Raw genomic sequence first — 17,256 nt, 5'->3', positions numbered from 1 at the left:
TCACCGAAATTGGTTCGGCGATTCGAGGGCAGATCACGCGACGGGCGTCGGGGCCGCAAGGTCGGCTTGGCGAAGCCGGCAGTCTGATTTCGCGGACAGGATCGTGTTGGCCTTGGTGCCGAACTCGATCTCAATGCCGTCGGTGCTCCCGAACATGACGTCGCGATCGCCCGGATTGTCAACGAGGGTGGTCATGTCGGATGCGCCGAGGCGCGCGGCCCCATCCTTGATGATCGCCAGCGCGGGCGCCCACTTGTCATCCGGCACCGGCCCGGCGAACACGATGTAGACATACACCTGAACGGCGGACGTGCTGGCGTAGGCGCCACCGCAGCCACGCCAGCTGTCTTCCTTGATTTGCCACGTCAGGCCGGGCACGAGCGCGGCGACACGGTCGGCCATGTCGTGCATCGCCCTTCGGTACTGCTCTTGGGCCGCTTCAAACGGTGGCTTGGAACGAAGCGCGGCTTCTGGATCGCTCGTGGGTGACGTGCTCATACCACCGTCCTCCTGGCCGGCCTTCGACTGCTCGACGCAGCCCACCGTGATGAGTAATCCGATAAGGGTCAGCGCGATGATTCGCACGACGCGTGTCGCCACGTTCAGCCTCCCGGTGTCGCTCGCGGCAGCGGTACCTGGCCGTCCGGTGGAATCAGAGGGACCGCGGGCGGTAGTGGCGCGAACACTAGCTGGCTGTCCGGTAGTCCGGCCACAACCGCCGCGAGGTTGTAGCCGGACATCCGCAGGTCGCCGTCATCGTCCGCCCGGGGATAGTCGGCGTGGCTCTGCACCCCTTCACGGAAGACGCCGCTGGCATCGAAGCCCGCCTGTGACGACAGCTCAGGGAAGATGCCGGCGTAGGGGTCGGCACCCCACCCATGGAGCGGAGCCGTCGGAGCGACAAACGTGGTGATCGGATCATCTGGCGCTCGCATCACATAGGCGTTGTCGGCGCCGAGGCCTAGTTGATCGGGATTGGTAAGTCCCAGCCCGGGCGAGCCGTAAAAGACGACATCGTCCACGGGGTGCAATCCTTGCGCGTGTAGGTCCTGCAGGGCCAGAGACGATGTCAGCGAGCCGTATGAGTGGCTGAGCAGCGTCACGTGTGCATCCGGATTGTTGGCCCGGACCTCTTGCAGATACGAGGACAATCCGGCCGCACCCGCATGGGCTTGGTTGTCCGTCATTGTGGTCCAGAGGTCGGCCGGGCTCTTGGTGTTGAGGGGGTTGGGCGGTGCGTCGTACCCCAGCCATGCGATTGCCGTGACCGAACCAGACGTCCCCACTCGGTCGAGCTGGCGCTGGGCTGTGTCGCGCAGATTGCCTGCCTCGGTGACCATGTCGGGCAGGCTGCCGGTTGTGGTGCCGACGCCGGGCACCGACACCGACACGTTCTTGGCCGTGTCCGGATTACCGACCGCGACGGCGGCCAGCACCGGCTTGCCCGTGCCCGTTCGCGGGTCAAACATCGTCAGATAGGTTTCGGGCGCCTTGCCGAGCGCGTCATGCACGGCGTCCAGGTCACCGAGGTACCTCTTGGCGTCGGTCAGCTCCTTGCCGAGATTTTCCAGCTCGCTCATGGTGGCCGGGCTGTGGTCACCGGTCGTGTAGGCCTGAGCAGCCAACTGGTCGTAGCGGCTCTGCAATTGACCGACGTGGGCTCGGGCGCTCACTCGTTCAGCGTTGAGGCGCCGCTCGTTGGCGTCACTGGTGACTTGGGTCGGTGTGAGGCCGGCCGGCCCCACCGGTGGCCCGGCCTCGTGGGGAATCGGCTCGGCGCCGGTGGCCATACTGATCGCACGGGCCAGTTCGTCGTCGACTTGACGGGCATCGGCCAGGATCGCCGTGAGCTCCGCTTGGAGTTGCTCGGTCTTGAGCAAGACCTCCATCGGGTTATCGCCGGCGTTCGGCCCCGGCACGACTGTGTTCGTCAGGGGATCGATCTCCATGCCGAGCCGCGAGGCTTCAGCGCGCAGGTTGACCAACCGGTGCTTCACCGACTCGATGCCACCTGCGGCTTGGTCGGCCGCCCGCGCGACCGCTAACGCTTCGTTGCCGTGGATATCGAGATCCTTGCGCAGTTCTTCGTTTGCGTTCTTCGCCGCTTCGGCGGCGTCACCGCCCCACGTCCCGAAGGCGGGCAGCGTGGCGATGCCATCACGCGCCTCGAGGGTGGCCTCGGCCCGACTGCGCGCAGCGTTGAACACCTCGCGGACATCTCCCGCGTCCCAGCGATCAACGTCGGCGATCGAAACCGTCACGACAGCTGACCGTCAGAGCCCGAGGTCAAGGGCGGTCATCTGATCGCCTGCCGCCTTGAGGTTCTCCGCGTTCTGCCCATCTGTCTGTTCGTAGACCGCCGCGCCGGCACGTAACGCATGACCGTGGTCGACGAGGCGGCCAAAAAGGGCGGTCGAATCCGCCTGCCACTTGGCGACGGCTGCACTGAGCGCCACATTCGCCGCAGGGGGCACGCCCTTCTGCGCGCCCTCGATACGACTCGTTGCAGTGCCGTGCGTCAGCCACATGCCATCAGCGTGAGCATCCACCGTGGACGCGGACACCATCAGATCTTCGGGAGCGACCCGGACCGTATTCGACACAGACACTCCTCACGCGTCGAACGAACCAGCTAACTCAGATTACCGCGCCCGCGAGCGCGCTATGTGCGAGCAAATCGGTGCAGATCCATGGCGCACGACGTCGACCGGAAGGGGGTTGATGGCCGATGAGGATTTCTTTGGCTCGTCTCATTTGTATGACGTCCCGCCTCGGCATCGGCACGCCTGAATCTCTGGCCGACCCGGCGCAGGTAACTTTTCCAGGCATGCGGAACGCGATCCTTGCGCTCATCTCTGTCGTCGCGCTGCTCGCCACGGCGTGCACATCGACCGTCGAGGGATCCGCGGTGAGGGCGACCGGTGGGCCCGTGTTGGATTTCGACCGGTTGGACCCGGGCCGGTACCCAACGGCACCGCGGGATCCGCTCGGCGTCGCAGGCGATCCGATGCTCGGCGTGGTGCTCGAGGGCCAGCGACTGGCCAACAACGTCGTCGGGCCGTGGGAGGTCGACGAGGCGCTGACGGAATGGTTCGGCTTGGGCGCAATGGTGCTGCCCCGCGCCGAGGCGCTGGCCATGATCGGCCCGATGAACGTCGCCGCAGCGGCCGCCCGGCACGACTTCGTCACCGGCTTCGCCACGACGCGGACCGAGAAGAACAAGCAGATACTGCTCAACGCGGTGCTGCGCTTCGGCGACGATCGCGCTGCCCAGGCCGCGGCCGACGACATGGCCGACGCGGTATCGCAGCCGCAGGGCACCGACGGGCCGACGCCGAAGCTCGAGATTCCCGGCCACCCCGAGGCGCGCGCCAGCAGTCACACCGGGACCGACCGCAACATCGGGAAATTCGGTGCGGTGCGGTCGTTCACCGCGCACGGGTCCTATGTGTTGATGCAGCTTGCCCAGGCGACCGCCGGCATCGACGCCGCCACCCGGCTGGTGACCGAGACCCTGGACCTGCAGGGGCCGGAGATCGACAAGTTCCGCGCCACCGACCCGAGCGAGTTGGTCGACATCGCGATCGATCCCACCGGCCTGTTGGCCCGCGCGCTTCCGCTCGACGGCCGCGACCCGACGTTCACCAAGGGCGGGACCTACGAACGGCGGGGTGCGCTGCACTTCCAGTCCGATCCCGTGCGGTCGGCCAAGCTCTTCTCCGACACCGGCGTGAATCTGGTCGCGATGGCGGGCACGACCGTCTACGAGGCCGAGGACGTCGCGGGCGCCGCAGACGTGGTCGAGGAGTTCGCCGAGGAGGTGTCGGCAACGGCCAAGCCGGCCAACCCGGTGCCGGACATGCCCGGCAGCCGCTGCCTGCGCACGAACGAGGGCAGTTTCTACTGTCTGGCCACCGCCGACGAGTACACCATCGAGACCAGTGCCCCGACTCTGCTTGCGGCACAACAGATGACGGCCGCGCAGTACATCATGCTGATGAGCTAGCCAGTACACCGCCACGCACCAGCGCCGCGAGTTCGTCGGCTGAACTCCATCCCGGTGACGGTCGTCGCCGCCGCGACCTGACAAGATCGGGCCGTGGGCAAGAACGAACGCGCGAAGATCGTCATGTCCGACGACGAGATCGCCGAATTCATCGAACGCAGCCGCACCGCCACGATGGCGACCGTGCTGCCTGACGGGCGGCCGCACCTGGTCGCGATGTGGTACGCCGTGCTCGACGGTGAGATCTGGTTCGAGACGAAGGCCAAGTCGCAGAAGGCCGTCAACCTGCGACGCAACCCGACGGTCACCGTGATGGTCGAGGACGGCCACACCTACGACACGCTGCGCGGCGTGTCCATCGACGGCAGGGCCGAGATCGTCGACGACCCGGAAACCATTCTGCGCGTGGGTATCAGCGTGTGGGAGCGCTACACGGGACCCTATTCCGACGACATGCGCCCGTTCGTCGACCAGATGATGAAGAACCGCATCTGCGTGCGGGTGGTGCCGCTGCGCACCCGCAGCTGGGACCACCGCAAGCTCGGTATGCCCGAGATGCCGCTGGGTGGCAGCACGGCGCAGTACCTAGGTTGATTCCATGGACCCGAACAACAAGCCCAAGCAGCTGAACTCGCCTGTCGTCACGAAGATCATGAAGTACGCGGGCAAGGCCCACGTATGGGTGTATCGCCGCTCGGGCGGCAAGATCGGCGCGACGTGGCGGGTGGGCGCGGGTTTCAAGAAGCCGGTACCGACGCTGCTGCTCGAGCACATCGGGCGTAAATCGGGCAGACGGCTGGTGTCCCCGCTGGTGTACATCAACGACGGCGAGGACGTGATCGTCGTGGCGTCCCAGGGCGGCCGCGACACCGATCCGCAGTGGTACCGCAACCTGGTGGCCAACCCCGAGGCCCACATCGAGATCGGCTCGGACCGCCGGGCGGTGCGCGCCGTCACGGCCACGCCCGATCAAAAGGCGCGGTTGTGGCCGAAGCTGGTCGAGGCCTACGCGGACTTCGATACCTATCAATCGTGGGCCGACCGCGAAATTCCGGTGGTCATCCTGCAGCCGCGCTGACGACACGCCGACTGCGACCCATCTCACACCCCTGCAGCGTTCGACTCCCCCCACACGCCGGGTAGCCAACAGGACAGGTGCACCCCAGCGCCGACCGAAACCGTCAACGCTTAAGGGGCGAAAAATCTATGACTACCAAGAACACACTGATCGCGCAGTTGCGCACGATTCTTGACCTGACGCACACCGAGATTCAGGTCGCCGAGACCCGGATCGCGCAGGCCCGTACCGAGGCTGTCCGCCGCGAGCTGACTCAAAACGCCGAGAACGGCCGCATCCGTGCCGAGGCGATCGAGAAGGCGATTCGCGATCTGGGTGGCTTCCCTGACACCATCGGCCCGTTCCTGGGCCGCGCCGCCGCCGCGGTGAAGGCGCTCACTGAGCAGGCACAGCCGTTCGATGAGGCGCTGCTCGGCGACCTGGCGCTCGAGGATCAGCTGCTCGACCGTGCCCGCTACGTCAAGGCGCTCGCGGTCGCAGCCAAGGAGCCGGCCGTGCAGGATCTCGCCGACCGCCTGATCACCGCGCACTCGGCGACGGTGAACTGGCTGACCACGGTGCTGGCCGAGGATGCCCTCGGTGGCCCGGCCGCGCTGCAGCGCACCCCGCTGCAGGCTGCTGCGGGTACCGCGGTGAAACTGGTGAACCTGCCGGGGCAGTGGTCGGCACAGTCGGTTGAGCGGCTCGCGGAGCTGCTGCGTTCGGCCGGACCGGCCGTCGATGATCTGCGCGAGCGTGCCCAGCGCGCCAGCGAGATCACCCTCAAGGCGCTCGGGGCGTCGCGTGACGGTGCCCTGCGCAGCGCGGAGAAGGTCGTCCGCCGTGAGGGTGCCGACGACGCGGCCGATGCGCTGCACAAGGCGCGCGCCGAGAGCGGTGTCGTCGACGCCGACGAGCTGCCGATCGCCGGGTACGAGGATCTCAACCTCAGCGACGCGGTGGCCGCGGTGAAGGATCTCGACGATCCGTCCGACATCCGCACGATCATCGCCTACGAGGAGATGCACAAGAACCGCCAGCGGCTGGTGTCGGCAGCGCAGACGCGCCTGGCCGATATCGCGCAGGAGGTTGTCGGCATCAGCTGACCTTTTGGATGGCACCGGAAACACCCCGCGGGAAACCGCGGGGTGTTTCTTGTCGCAAGGGTTTTCGGTGGTGTTGCCGAATTCTGCGACCGGGCTGTGAATTGTCGACGATCGCGACCCTGCCGCAGAAGTCGACGCGGAAATTAGTGCGAGGCGCGGATCGCCGCGCTACATACGGGGCGGCGTGAAGCCGGGGTTCGCCAGCGCATTGGCCACGCCGCTACCGATGGGCCCGTACTCGTCGACGAGGGTCGCGGTGCCGGTCGCCACTCCGGCGTCGCTGAAGTGGGTCAGTGCGGCCAGCCCGAGATAGGGCCCCTTCGGCAGCCGCGACAGCGTCAGTGTGTAGTCGGCGTTGATCCACTGCAGGCCGCTCGGCCCGAAGTGTGTCAACGAGCTGACCATGTCGCCGGCCATTGCGGCGCGGGTGAACGGCGTCAGGTCCACGCCCGCGACCAGCGGCCGAAAGTCGCGGACCCACAGGTGTTTCGGACCCGAGTGCTGCCAGTTCGCCAAGCCCTCGCCGGGTCCGGGTTCGCGCTCGTCCCGACCGTAGGTCCACACCAGCGTCGACAGTTCGCGGGGGATGGGATCCGGTGTGGGCGGCGGCGCAGGCATGGTGACCGGCGACGTCCAGACCTCGTCGGCGGGTTGCTCTCCGCGGCGAAGGAACAGCGCGGTTGCCCGGGCGACGGTCGTGTCGCCCTGCGTCATCAGTGCATCGACCAGTTTGAGGCGGCGGCCCTGCCGGACGACGGCGGTCTCCACCCGGACCGCTGCCAGTGCGGCCGGGCGGAACAGGTCGACGGTCAGGCGGGCCGGCTGGAAATCCGGGTCGCCGGCATCGCGTTCGAGCACGTGCCCGAGCAGACCGCCGGCGTAGTTGCCGCTGATCGTCTGTCCCCACGGTCCCTGCGCCATCGGCGCGGGCACGAACGCATCACCATCCGGGGTGAAGAACGCCGTCGCCATCGCGACGACGATAGCGGGCGGGCTGCCTAACGATTCGCCAGCCACTGCTCGACGTCGTCGGAAACCGGATCGACGACGTCGGAGAACTCGTCGTGCTTCTCGACGTAGGACGCCACCATCTTGCAGACGGGCACGATGCGCAGCCCGTCGTCGCGGGTCTTCTGCAACGCCTCGCCGATCAGGATCGTCGCCAGGCCGCGGCCCTCGAAGTCGCTGTCGACCTCGGTGTGGGTGAACACCCGCTGACCGTCTCGGTCGGCGAACTCGGCGATTCCGACGCCCTTCCCGTCGACGGAGATGGTGTAGCGGTCGGCTTCGGCGGTGACCTCGGTGGGCGCGCCGGTTTTGTCGGTCGTCATGGTGTCTCTATACCCCGGGGTTCCGCCGGGGACGCAATGTCGCTTTGGGCAGCGGGGGAGCGGGTAGCCGCGTCACGGCGCCGCGGTAGCCCTGCACGGCGCCGAACCGCTCGTCGCCGTTCTCCCACTGCCTGCGGTAGGCCGCGATGTCGTCGTGGCTGCGGCCGACGAAGTTCCACCACATGACCAGTTCTTCGGGAAACGGCGGCCCGCCGAGCAGCACCAGCCGCGCGGGCCCGCTGCCGCGGTTGGCCAGATGCAACCTCTCGGCCCCGGCCGCCTGGAACGCCAGATCGGCGACCTCGAGCGCGGTGCCGTTGACGGCGACGTCGCCGTGATCGAGCAGGACGCCGTGCTCGAAAGTCGAATCGACCTCCAGCGTCACGTCCGCCCCGGGGTCGAGGTCGACCTGTGCGCCGAGCAGCGGTGTGAACGTCTCGACGGGGGAGCGCTGGGCCTCGAGCTCGCCGATGAACACCCTCAGCGTCGCGTCCCCGACTGCGCGCGGCGCAGGGACGAAGTGTTCGAAGCCGCGCGCGGTGTCGCGCGCCTGGTCGGGCAGAGCCACCCACAGCTGCACACCGTGCAGGATCGTGGTGGCGCTCGTCGACACCTCCGAGTGGCAGATACCCGCTCCGGCCGTCATCAGGTTGAGCTCGCCGGGCCGCACCAGCGCGTGAACGCCGCCGCTGTCGCGGTGTTCGACCTCGCCGCTGAACAACCAGCTGACGGTCTGCAGCCCGGTGTGCGGATGAGGCGGCACATCCATTCCCGTCCCGCCGCGCACATCGTGCGGACCGTAGTGGTCGGCGAAGCACCACGCACCGATCAGCGATCGCTCCCGCTGTGGCAGCGTCCGCCGCACCCGGATCGCCCGCGGCCCACCCAGCGGCACCTCCCGCGGATGCAGCACACCCGCGAACGGGACTGCCGCACAGGTGACTTCGGCAGGCGACGGGTCGGTGTTGCTCATCACCTCACAGTAGGCCTCAACACGATCCCGTCATCGCCGAACGGATCACCTCCAGGTCGGCGTCGCCGATCTTGAACAACCCGAAGCGAAACTTGTATCCCCACCGCGACTTGTCCTCGATGAAGTCCAAGTGCTCGATGAGCGGCCGGATCGGGGTTTGGGTGCACTCGAGGAAGTCGACGTTGCGCCGCCACCGTTCGGCCTCCGGTGACGCGTCGAGGTAGGGCTCGTCGTCGGCGATCTGACCGATCGCGGTGAACGCCTGCAGCGGCGCGCCGTCGGGGTAGACGGTGCGTGGGGAGTAGAAGACGACCCAATCGCCGCGCGCCATTCTGCGCAGCATCGTCGGTTTGCCGTGATTCGCCTGTGTGAAGCGGCCGCGGACGCCGAGTTCGACGTGGTCCCGGCTCACTGTGTTGATCCAGTTCGTCATACCGGCACGCTAAGCGCGGCGGGCGACAGTTCTCGGTGCTGCGGGAAGCGCCTGTGGATAACTCGGGTCGACGGCTGGTGATTAGCATCGGACGCCGTGGGTGACGAGTCGGTGCGCGACGACCATGCCGAGCTCTTGCGACGTCGCGAACTCACCGCGGACGCGTCGCGGCCGGATGCCGTCGCCAGGCGACACGAGGCGAACGCCAGGACCGCTCGGGAGAACATCGCCGACCTCGTCGACGCGGGCTCGTTCGTGGAGTACGGACGGTTCGCGATCGCGGCGCAGCGTCGCCGGCGCGATCTCGATGACCTGATCGCGCGCACCCCCGCCGACGGCCTGGTCGCCGGGACGGCGCGGATCAACGGCGATCTGTTCGGTCCCGAGCGCAGCGCGTGCGCGGTGCTGTCCTACGACTACACGGTGTTGGCCGGCACGCAGGGCGCGCTGGGGCACCGCAAGAAGGACCGGTTGTTCGAGCTGATTGAGCGGATGCGGCTGCCGACGGTGTTCTTCGCCGAGGGCGGCGGCGGGCGGCCGGGCGACACCGACTATCCGGCGGTGTCCTCTCTCGATGCGCGCGCGTTCAAGCTGTGGGCGGCGCTGTCGGGCGTGGTGCCGCGCATCGCCGTCGTCCATGGCCGCTGCTTCGCGGGCAACGCCGTCATCGCCGGATGTTCGGACCTCATCGTGGCGACGGAGAACACGTCGATCGGTATGGGCGGGCCCGCGATGATCGCGGGCGGCGGGCTCGGTGAGGTGCCGCCCGACGAGGTGGGACCGATCAGCGTGCAGTCCCCCAACGGTGTGGTCGACGTCGTCGTTGCCGATGAGGCCGAAGCGGTCGCGGTGACAAAGCGGCTGCTCGGCTACTTTCAAGGCCCGACCGAACCGGGTCCGGTCGCGGACCAAACACGTTTGCGCACAGTCGTTCCCGAGCGTGCCCGCCGCGCTTACCAGGTTGCCCCGATCATCGAGACGCTGGCCGATGAGGGCACGGTGACGTTCCTGCGCACGAAGTTCGCACCCGAGATGGTGACGGCACTGGGCCGCATCGGCGGCCGCGCAGTCGGGATCATCGCGAACAACACGATGGTGATGGCGGGCGCGATCACGGCCGCCGCCGCCGACAAGGCGGCCCGCTTCCTGCAGTTGTGCGATGCGTTCGGGCTACCCGTGCTCTCCCTGGTCGACTGCCCGGGCTACATGGTCGGTCCGGCGGCCGAGTCCGAGGCGCTGGTGCGCCGCGCGTCGCGGATGCTGGTGGCGGGCGCGGCGCTCGAGGTGCCGCTGATCGCGGTGATCCTGCGGCGGGGTTACGGACTGGGCGCGCAGGCCATGACCGGCGGCAGCCTGCACGAACCGGCGCTGACGGTGGCGTGGCCGGGGGCGCACCTGGGACCGATGGGACTGGAGGGCGCGGTCCGGCTGGGAATGCGCAAGGAACTGGAAGCGATCGCCGACGAGGACGAGCGTGAGGAACGGGTCCGGCAGGCGACGGCGGCCGCGCAGGATAACGCCAAGGCGCTCAACGCCGCTGCGCTGTTCGAGATCGACGACGTGATCGACCCGGCCGAAACCCGCGACGTCGTGATCAATGCGCTGACCGCGGCCACGGCGCACGCGCCCCGCGGTCAGGGCCGACGGTTCGTCGACACCTGGTAGGGCAGAAGAAGGGGACGGTGCCGCCTGCGCCTCTCGGCGAGTGGTCGCTCGAAGCGACGATTGCGATTGGGGCCCGGGGCATGCCCGGCACCGTCGCATCCATCAACCGCGCGCTCACCAGAGATATTCCGGTTGACGGTCGAACCCGCCGCCGACCCCCCGATCCGGCGGCGGGCCGATCCGCCCTCAGGCCGATTCCGCGTAGTACCGGCGAGCCCGCACGGGGTGGCCGTGCTGTTCTGCCAACGACCGCAGCTGCCGCAGAGCAAACGTGCGGCCACGTCCCGCCTCGGGTACGAAGATCCCGGCCCACAGGCCCTCGGCGCGCGGTAGCTCGCAGGCCTCCCGGGCGCAGAGCCAGCGGCGGGGGCATGCGCGGCAAATGGCCTTCGCCTGCTCGTCGGCCGATGTGGTCCACCGCTCCGGATCCCGGGTGCAGGCACCGACGGGCGTCTCGTCCCATTCAGTCGTGTTCATTCGTGATGCTCCTCTGCGCTGTGTGCGGCCCGTCGGCTGCGATGCCGAAAACGTAGCGCACAAACCGTAGCGACGCAACAGTTAAAGTCGGTCGTGCTGTGCCGCGGGGCGCATACGATGCGCTGACCAGCCGATAACGCAGGAGGACGCCACCGGGAAGACGTAGCGCGGGCCGCCGCCAACCGGCTGGAACCGCAGCGTCGATACGATTGCTCAGCCGCCACGCCGCCCCAAGCCGTAGCGCGCAACATAACGGGGGATACGATTACGGCGACTTCTCATCCCCGCCATCGAGGACCCGCCGCGCCCATGACCAATCCGGAGTCGATCGACGGATCGACCGAGGCGCTCGATCCCGGCATGGTTCGAGCGGGCGCGGCCGCCGCGGCCCGACGTCGCGAACTCAACATCAGCCAACGCAGCCTCGCGGCGGACGGCATCATCAACGCCGGTGCCCTGATCGCCTTCGAGAAGGGCCGAAGCTGGCCGCGGGAGCGGACTCGAGCAAAGCTCGAAGAGGTGCTGCGGTGGCCGCCCGGCACGATCGCCGGGCTCCGCCGGGGAGAACCGGTCGGCGAGGGGCAGCGGCCCGCGGAGACGCCGCGCAGCGACGAGGTGCCGTTGATCGCCGAGGCGGTGATCACCGCCGCGAGGACGTTCGACTCGGCCATCGCGGCGCTACCGGAATCCGAGGATCCCGAGTTCGGCGCGAAGGCGGCGAAGATCCTGGCCGACCTGCGTCAGCTGGAGGCAGTGGCGGCGCGGGCGGCGCGGATCGGCAGGGTGACTCCGCCGTTGATCAAGGCGTTGAGCGCGGTGCGTACGCGCTACGACGAGCTGATGCTGCGCGCGGCGCGATCCGCGGGCGCGACACTCGGTCAGCGCCTCTACGCCGCCCGACGCCGGGCGAACCTCACGATCGCCGAAACCGCCCAGGCGGCAGGGGTTTCCGACGACGACATCGCGCACGCCGAGGCAGGAGAGCAGATTCCCGCGGTGGCCGCCGAGGCGATCGCCGCACTGGTCGACGAGCTCAGTTGAGCCGGCGAATCAGTAGCGTTCGCGGCTGCGGTCGTCGCTGGTGGGGAAGTGCTCGGCCAGCGCGGCGGCGATCTCGAGAAACCGCCGCCGGGTCTTGGCAGACATCTCCGATGTCCCGTTGATGACACCGCCTGGTCGAAGATGCCCGTCGAACGGAACCTCGATGACTCTTTGACCCTGACCCGAAAACTGTTGGGCCAGAATCGAACGCGTGCGCTTGTCGGCGTGCCCGTCGGAGTCGTTGAGCACGATCACCGTGCGCTGCAGGAGTCGCGTCAGCCCCCGCGCGGCCAACCAGTCCAGTGTCTGGCCTGCCACGGCCGCGCCGTCGACCCACGGTGAGGACACCACGACCATGGCGTCCAGATCGCGAAGCACCTCCTGGGTGACCGGGGAGTCCATCGTCGAACTGCAGTCGATGATCGAGATCGTGAAGTAGCGGTCCAGCCGAGAGGTGGCTTCGCGGTAGATCGCCGGGTCGAGCACGCGGCGGCGCGCGGGCGTGCCTTCACCGGCGAGCACGAACAGCCCGGCGGCGTTGTTTCCGACTCGGCTGCGGACGTCGGCGAAGGTCTCCAGATGCTGGTCGGAGGCCAGTTCCCAGTACGAGCCCGGGGCCTTGGGGTCGACGCGGCTGCCCAGCTTGCCGAACGCGGTGTCGGCGTCGATCGCGACGACCCGGTCGTCCTGCCGTATCTCGGCGAATACGGAGCCGATGCTCGCCGAGACGGTCGTCTTACCGACCCCGCCCTTGCCCATCACGCCGATCTTGTAGTGACCCCGCAGCGCGCCGCGAATCTTCGCCTCCAACTCGGCCTGGCGCACCTCGTCCGGCCCCGGCCCGAGGTTCAGGTGTCCGAAGGTGGCTCGATACAAGGCGTACCGCCAACCGCGGGTGGGCGCGGCCCTGCGCGGAGGCACCAGTTCGTCGGGCCTGATCCGTTCTGCGTAGGAGCCCGGTTGCGGCGGTGCGGCTTGGCCCTGCGGTCCGGGACCCGGCCACGGTCCGGCCGGCGGGCCGGGCTGCTGCGGAGGACGAGGCGGTGGCTGTTGCCTGGTGGGGTGGCCCCACATCCGCGGATCGGGACGGGGTGCCGGTACCGGTCCAGTGTCGTGAAGAGAGTCCGGAGGTGGGCCGAATCGGGTCGGCTGCTCGCGGAAACTGGCGCGCGGTGCGTCCGGATCCGGGAAACCCGGTGGCGGCGGTTGCACCGGCTCCGGTTCGGAGGGCGGTGGCGGCTCCTGTTCGGGTTCTTCGGGGCTCGTCCAGCCGAGTTCCTTGCGCAACGCGTCATCGCGGTCGCTCAATGCGATCTCCTCCGAATGTCGTCTATCGGTCCCCGGGCTCAAGTATCAACCACGGTCCCAGCTTCCCCCGGCCAGCATTCCCAGCTAACACCGAGCGAGAGATCTCGGGGACGACGTGAGCCGCCGCGAGCCGACGTTCAGCTGGCTGGAACCGTCGGCGGGCATGCTTGCCAGCGGAAGCAGCCGTCAGCGGCTTGCGCACACTAAGACAGTGGACAAGTGCATCAATAGAGTTTGCTACGGCGGGCATAGGCGCGGTTATGCCGCTGAGATGGCATCCTGCAAATTAACTGGGAAGTGCCTGTGCGCGACGATGGGCGGGCGCCGCGGAGCCCAAAATTGGTGACATCGGGGGTGTTCAACCGCTGGTACGCTAGCTCGCGGCGACCAGACCTGCGTACTCGGTCCCGGCCGTGTGAAGGGGTCCGCGGCAAAAGACTCGAGGTCCGTGCGCAAACGCGCGGCGCCGACAGAGGGCGCCACCGCACGACGAAGGGAAGGGGTGAACGGCGATGTCCGACGATGTGCGTGTCTCCGCCGCTCACCTCGGCGATCTGGCCGCTCGGCATGACCGCGCGGCCGCGGACACCCGAGCGATGAGCCGTGCTAGCGACGACATCCAGGCAGGGGTCGAGAACACCCACGGGACGATCGCGGCGCCGACCGCCGATGCGCTGGATGCCGTGCTCACGTCGCGAGACCACGCAGGCGTCGCGGCCGCGCAATCGTCGGTCGCCCTCTCCGACGAACTGACCGACGCGGCCGCCCTCTATGGCAGGACCGATGAGGCGGCGGCCTCGGAATTAACGGCCCAGATGCAGACGGATCAGCCGTGAGCACGGACGCCACGCACATCGACGACGTCGTGGGCGTCGAGGTCACCATCGACGGCATGCTGGTCATCGCCGACCGGGTCGGCCTGATGGAATTCCCCACCGCCTTGGGCATCCGGCAGAACATCCCCCAGCCCGAACTGCGCGACCGCGTGTGGGACCAGGTCGCTCGCGATCTGACCGCACAGGGCGTGCTCGACGTCTTCGGCCACCCGCACCCCGAGGTGGCGGCGATGGTCGACACGTTGAGCCGGGCGGACCGCACATTGGAAGCCCGCTGGTGGCGGCGCGACGTCGGCGGCAAGCTGATCCGCTTCGTGGTCTGCCGCAAAGGTGACCGCCACGTCGTCGCGGCCCGTGACGGCGACATGCTCGTGTTGCAGCGGGTGGCCCCCCAGGTCGGTTTGGCGGCCATGGTCATGACGGTGCTGGGTACCGCGACACCGGCCGACGTCGAACCGCTGACGGGCGTGGCGAGCAAACTCGCCGCATGCCGCGACGCAAACGAGATCGTGGCCTACGGAATCGGCCCGTCGTCAGCGCGCGCCTACGCCGACATCATCGCCGACCCGGAGAGCTGGGCGGAGATCACCGCGATCGAACGGCACCCTGGCGGGACGTTCACCCAAGCCGACGTCGCCGCGGGCGTGCTCGACTCGAAGTACGGACGGATCGTGTCGATTCCCCGACGGGTGAGCGGTGAACTGTACGGCAGTTTCCTGCCCGGCAGCACCGAGAACCTGCAGCGCGCGCTGGACGGGTTGATCGAATTCCTGCCGTCCAGAACGTGGTTCGAGCACGCCACGCTCGATCCAGCAGAGGCCTCGCATGGTGGATGAGCGGTCCCAACATGATCCCGACGACGAGCGCGACGACATGGCCGCGCTCGATTTCAGCCCACCCGAGGTCTCCGACGATTCCGTACTCGACGCACTGGATGTTTACGGCCCGGGTGCAACCGGCGACACCGAACCGCCGGTCCCCGCCGCCACTGTTACCAACCCGCCCGGCACCGTCTCCGTCAGCGCCTTTCCCGACGGCCGGATCAGTCGAATCAAGCTATCTCCCAAAGCAAGTGGGCTCACAGAGACCAGGCTCGCCGAAGAGGTCCTCGTCGTCGCCTGGCTCGCCAGCCAAGACGCGAAGTCGACGCAGTACGTCAGCATGCTCGACGGCATGCGCCAACAGGGCCACGACGACGCGGCAACCCGCGACTTCCTCACCCGCGATCTCGGCCTTCCCAGCCCGGAACAAGCCCGCGCCGAGCGCACCCGCGTGTTCACGACAAGATATGCCGGTGGCCATGACTGAACATCTCGCCAGCCTGTTCGGAAGCGCGGTCGGCATGCTGGCCAGCACACCCGCGCGCTCATTCGAGATCTTCACGGAGATCACCACTTTCGACGAATCGGCCTGCGACGCGTGGGTGGGCCGCATCCGTTGCGGTGACACCGACAGGGTCACGCTGTTCCGCGCCTGGTACTCCCGCGCCAACTTCGGTCAGCTCGCCGGTTCGGCCGAGATCTCGATGAACAGCCTCAACGCTCGGGTGCCGATCGGCGGGGGGTTCGGCGACATCACCTACCCGGTGAATTCGCCGCTGGCCATCACCATGGGTTTCGCCGCCAACGAGGCGTCGATCGGCAACTACGCCGACGCGATGGAGGCCCTCGACGACGCCCCGGCCGCCGGGGCCGAGCACCTGGTGGCCTGGATCAAGGCCGTGATCTACGCCGCCGCCGAGCGCTGGACCGATGTGATCGACCAGGTCCGCGGCGCCGCCGCCTGGCCGGACAAGTTCCTCGCCGCGGCCGCAGGTGTGGCGCACGGCGTCGCGGCGGCCAACCTCGGGCTTTTCACCGAGGCCGAACGACGGCTCACCGAGTCCAACTCCTCACCTGCCGGGGAGGCGTGCGCCCCGGCCATCGCGTGGTACCTGGCGATGACGCGCCGCAGCCAGGGCAACGAAGAGTCGGCGGTCGCCCTGCTGGAGTGGTTGCAGGCCACCCATCCCGCTCCGAAAGTCGTTGAAGCACTCCGCGACCCGTCATACCGGCTCACGACCACGACCGCGGAGCAGATCGCGGCGCGCAAAGATCCGTGGGACCCGAACAGTGTCGAGGCCGACACCTCCGGTCGCGATCGGCTCCTCGCCGAGGCGCAGGCCGAACTCGACCGACAGATCGGGCTGACGCGGGTGAAGGAGCAGATCGAGGCCTACCGTGCGGCGACGCAGATGGCCAAGATCCGCGCGGCGCGCGGGATGAAGGTCGCACAGACGTCCAAGCACATGATCTTCGCCGGTCCGCCCGGCACGGGCAAGACGACGATCGCCCGTGTCGTCGCCAATATCCTGGCGGGCCTCGGCGTCATCACCGAGCCGAAGCTCGTCGAGTCCTCCCGCAAGGACTTCGTCGCCGAGTACGAGGGGCAGTCGGCGGTCAAGACCAGCCGCACGATCGACCGCGCCCTCGGCGGGGTGCTGTTCATCGACGAGGCCTATACCTTGGTGCAGGAACGCGACGGCCGCGCCGACCCGTTCGGCACCGAGGCGCTGGACACGCTGCTCGCCCGGATGGAGAACGACCGCGACAGGCTGGTGGTGATCATCGCCGGCTACAGCGCCGACATCGACCGGCTGCTGGAATCGAACGACGGCCTGCGGTCGCGGTTCGCCACCCGCATCGAGTTCGACTCCTACACCCCCGGCGAGATCGTCGAGATCGCCGAAGTCATTGCCCGTGCCAATGACTCGTCGCTGGACGAGCAGGCCGCCAAGCAGGTGCTCGAGGCCGCCACCCTGTTGAGCAGCCGCACACTCAACGGCAAACCCGCGCTCGACATCGCAGGCAACGGCCGCTATGCCCGCCAACTGGTCGAGGCAGGCGAACAGAACCGCGACATGCGGCTGGCCCGTTCGCTCGACATCGACAGCCTCGGCGACGAACAGCTCAGCGAGATCAACGGTGAGGACATGGCCGCCGCGATCGGCGCGGTCCACGCACGCCTGAGCATCGGCGATTAGC

General features: G+C 68.2%; 19 protein-coding genes. 10 read left to right on the top strand and 9 right to left on the bottom strand.

Annotated features, from left to right (window positions below; translation table 11 throughout):
• Positions 1-33: 33 nt before the first annotated feature.
• Genes CEX87_RS10730 through CEX87_RS10720 form a run of 3 tightly spaced genes read right to left on the bottom strand, consistent with a single transcriptional unit; the run spans position 34 to position 2,528 of the window.
• Complete coding sequence (locus CEX87_RS10730) at positions 34-600, bottom strand: LppA family lipoprotein (RefSeq protein ID WP_082694158.1); 567 nt, start codon at positions 598-600, stop codon at positions 34-36.
• Positions 601-602: 2 nt separating this feature from the next.
• Complete coding sequence (locus CEX87_RS10725) at positions 603-2,261, bottom strand: alpha/beta hydrolase (RefSeq protein ID WP_094287072.1); 1,659 nt, start codon at positions 2,259-2,261, stop codon at positions 603-605.
• A gap of 12 nt (positions 2,262-2,273) precedes the next feature.
• On the bottom strand, positions 2,274-2,528 hold the full coding sequence (locus CEX87_RS10720) for a hypothetical protein (protein WP_158220763.1): 255 nt from the start codon (positions 2,526-2,528) through the stop codon (positions 2,274-2,276).
• Positions 2,529-2,827: 299 nt separating this feature from the next.
• Here CEX87_RS10720 and CEX87_RS10715 point away from each other — a divergent pair, with 299 nt between their 5' ends.
• From CEX87_RS10715 to CEX87_RS10700, 4 genes are all read left to right on the top strand, one after another.
• Positions 2,828-4,006, top strand: a complete 1,179-nt coding sequence (locus CEX87_RS10715; protein WP_064394672.1) for a DUF7373 family lipoprotein — start codon at positions 2,828-2,830, stop codon at positions 4,004-4,006.
• A gap of 93 nt (positions 4,007-4,099) precedes the next feature.
• Positions 4,100-4,600 (top strand): pyridoxamine 5'-phosphate oxidase family protein, encoded by a 501-nt coding sequence (locus CEX87_RS10710; protein ID WP_064424892.1) that lies wholly within the window; start codon positions 4,100-4,102, stop codon positions 4,598-4,600.
• A gap of 4 nt (positions 4,601-4,604) precedes the next feature.
• Complete coding sequence (locus CEX87_RS10705) at positions 4,605-5,084, top strand: nitroreductase family deazaflavin-dependent oxidoreductase (protein WP_064394670.1); 480 nt, start codon at positions 4,605-4,607, stop codon at positions 5,082-5,084.
• A 128-nt stretch (positions 5,085-5,212) separates the two neighbouring features.
• Positions 5,213-6,169 carry a coiled-coil domain-containing protein gene (locus CEX87_RS10700; protein ID WP_064394669.1) on the top strand — a complete coding sequence of 319 codons (957 nt, stop codon included), beginning with the start codon at positions 5,213-5,215 and terminating at the stop codon, positions 6,167-6,169.
• Positions 6,170-6,337: 168 nt separating this feature from the next.
• Here the strand turns inward: CEX87_RS10700 and CEX87_RS10695 are convergent, their stop codons facing one another.
• Genes CEX87_RS10695 through CEX87_RS10680 form a run of 4 tightly spaced genes read right to left on the bottom strand, consistent with a single transcriptional unit; the run spans position 6,338 to position 8,906 of the window.
• The gene (locus tag CEX87_RS10695; protein WP_094287071.1) at positions 6,338-7,141 is read right to left on the bottom strand and encodes an acyl-CoA thioesterase domain-containing protein; all 804 of its coding nucleotides are present in this window, start codon (positions 7,139-7,141) and stop codon (positions 6,338-6,340) included.
• 26 nt (positions 7,142-7,167) lie between these two features.
• Complete coding sequence (locus CEX87_RS10690) at positions 7,168-7,500, bottom strand: GNAT family N-acetyltransferase (protein WP_094287070.1); 333 nt, start codon at positions 7,498-7,500, stop codon at positions 7,168-7,170.
• A gap of 7 nt (positions 7,501-7,507) precedes the next feature.
• Positions 7,508-8,473: a pirin family protein gene (locus CEX87_RS10685; RefSeq protein WP_094287101.1), complete on the bottom strand. Its 966-nt coding sequence runs from the start codon at positions 8,471-8,473 to the stop codon at positions 7,508-7,510.
• Between the two features lie 16 nt (positions 8,474-8,489).
• Entirely contained in the window at positions 8,490-8,906 is a 417-nt protein-coding gene (locus tag CEX87_RS10680; RefSeq protein ID WP_094287069.1) for an EVE domain-containing protein, read from the bottom strand.
• Between the two features lie 96 nt (positions 8,907-9,002).
• Here CEX87_RS10680 and CEX87_RS10675 point away from each other — a divergent pair, with 96 nt between their 5' ends.
• The gene (locus tag CEX87_RS10675) at positions 9,003-10,571 is read left to right on the top strand and encodes an acyl-CoA carboxylase subunit beta (protein WP_094287068.1); all 1,569 of its coding nucleotides are present in this window, start codon (positions 9,003-9,005) and stop codon (positions 10,569-10,571) included.
• 186 nt (positions 10,572-10,757) lie between these two features.
• Here CEX87_RS10675 and CEX87_RS10670 read toward each other — a convergent pair whose 3' ends face one another.
• Positions 10,758-11,048 carry a WhiB family transcriptional regulator gene (locus tag CEX87_RS10670; protein WP_094287067.1) on the bottom strand — a complete coding sequence of 97 codons (291 nt, stop codon included), beginning with the start codon at positions 11,046-11,048 and terminating at the stop codon, positions 10,758-10,760.
• Between the two features lie 309 nt (positions 11,049-11,357).
• Here CEX87_RS10670 and CEX87_RS10665 point away from each other — a divergent pair, with 309 nt between their 5' ends.
• The gene (locus CEX87_RS10665; protein WP_094287066.1) at positions 11,358-12,089 is read left to right on the top strand and encodes a helix-turn-helix domain-containing protein; all 732 of its coding nucleotides are present in this window, start codon (positions 11,358-11,360) and stop codon (positions 12,087-12,089) included.
• A gap of 9 nt (positions 12,090-12,098) precedes the next feature.
• On the opposite strand, the gene CEX87_RS10660 is transcribed toward CEX87_RS10665, so the two are convergent.
• Positions 12,099-13,397, bottom strand: a complete 1,299-nt coding sequence (locus CEX87_RS10660; protein WP_094287065.1) for a MinD/ParA family ATP-binding protein — start codon at positions 13,395-13,397, stop codon at positions 12,099-12,101.
• A gap of 512 nt (positions 13,398-13,909) precedes the next feature.
• Between CEX87_RS10660 and CEX87_RS10655 the strand changes: the two genes are divergently transcribed.
• The 4 genes from CEX87_RS10655 to eccA are packed head-to-tail and all read left to right on the top strand — an operon-like array spanning position 13,910 to position 17,255.
• Positions 13,910-14,233, top strand: coding sequence for a type VII secretion target (locus tag CEX87_RS10655; RefSeq protein WP_094287064.1), 324 nt, complete (start codon positions 13,910-13,912; stop codon positions 14,231-14,233).
• 56 nt (positions 14,234-14,289) lie between these two features.
• Positions 14,290-15,069, top strand: a complete 780-nt coding sequence (locus CEX87_RS10650) for an ESX secretion-associated protein EspG (protein ID WP_198957203.1) — start codon at positions 14,290-14,292, stop codon at positions 15,067-15,069.
• Positions 15,059-15,541, top strand: a complete 483-nt coding sequence (locus tag CEX87_RS10645; protein ID WP_094287062.1) for a secretion protein EspD — start codon at positions 15,059-15,061, stop codon at positions 15,539-15,541. The genes CEX87_RS10650 and CEX87_RS10645 overlap by 11 nt, the downstream gene beginning before the upstream one ends.
• Positions 15,534-17,255, top strand: coding sequence for a type VII secretion AAA-ATPase EccA (gene eccA, locus CEX87_RS10640; RefSeq protein ID WP_064424964.1), 1,722 nt, complete (start codon positions 15,534-15,536; stop codon positions 17,253-17,255). The genes CEX87_RS10645 and eccA overlap by 8 nt, the downstream gene beginning before the upstream one ends.
• The last annotated feature ends 1 nt before the right edge of the window (position 17,256 follow it).

The sequence above is a fragment of the Mycobacterium lehmannii genome, assembly GCF_002245535.1.
Classification (GTDB): Bacteria; Actinomycetota; Actinomycetes; order Mycobacteriales; family Mycobacteriaceae; genus Mycobacterium; species Mycobacterium lehmannii.
Note: the sequence above shows the minus strand (reverse complement) of the source record. Positions and strands in the feature narration are given on the sequence as shown.

Coding starts and splice junctions, on each gene's coding strand:
- CEX87_RS10720 (WP_158220763.1), bottom strand. CDS start 2,528: ATGTGGCTGACGCACGGCACTGCAACGAGTCGTATCGAGGGCGCGCAG.
- CEX87_RS10715 (WP_064394672.1), top strand. CDS start 2,828: ATGCGGAACGCGATCCTTGCGCTCATCTCTGTCGTCGCGCTGCTCGCC.
- CEX87_RS10705 (WP_064394670.1), top strand. CDS start 4,605: ATGGACCCGAACAACAAGCCCAAGCAGCTGAACTCGCCTGTCGTCACG.
- CEX87_RS10700 (WP_064394669.1), top strand. CDS start 5,213: ATGACTACCAAGAACACACTGATCGCGCAGTTGCGCACGATTCTTGAC.
- CEX87_RS10695 (WP_094287071.1), bottom strand. CDS start 7,141: ATGGCGACGGCGTTCTTCACCCCGGATGGTGATGCGTTCGTGCCCGCG.
- CEX87_RS10690 (WP_094287070.1), bottom strand. CDS start 7,500: ATGACGACCGACAAAACCGGCGCGCCCACCGAGGTCACCGCCGAAGCC.
- CEX87_RS10685 (WP_094287101.1), bottom strand. CDS start 8,473: ATGAGCAACACCGACCCGTCGCCTGCCGAAGTCACCTGTGCGGCAGTC.
- CEX87_RS10680 (WP_094287069.1), bottom strand. CDS start 8,906: ATGACGAACTGGATCAACACAGTGAGCCGGGACCACGTCGAACTCGGC.
- CEX87_RS10670 (WP_094287067.1), bottom strand. CDS start 11,048: ATGAACACGACTGAATGGGACGAGACGCCCGTCGGTGCCTGCACCCGG.
- CEX87_RS10665 (WP_094287066.1), top strand. CDS start 11,358: ATGACCAATCCGGAGTCGATCGACGGATCGACCGAGGCGCTCGATCCC.
- CEX87_RS10655 (WP_094287064.1), top strand. CDS start 13,910: ATGTCCGACGATGTGCGTGTCTCCGCCGCTCACCTCGGCGATCTGGCC.
- CEX87_RS10650 (WP_198957203.1), top strand. CDS start 14,290: ATGCTGGTCATCGCCGACCGGGTCGGCCTGATGGAATTCCCCACCGCC.
- CEX87_RS10645 (WP_094287062.1), top strand. CDS start 15,059: ATGGTGGATGAGCGGTCCCAACATGATCCCGACGACGAGCGCGACGAC.
- eccA (WP_064424964.1), top strand. CDS start 15,534: ATGACTGAACATCTCGCCAGCCTGTTCGGAAGCGCGGTCGGCATGCTG.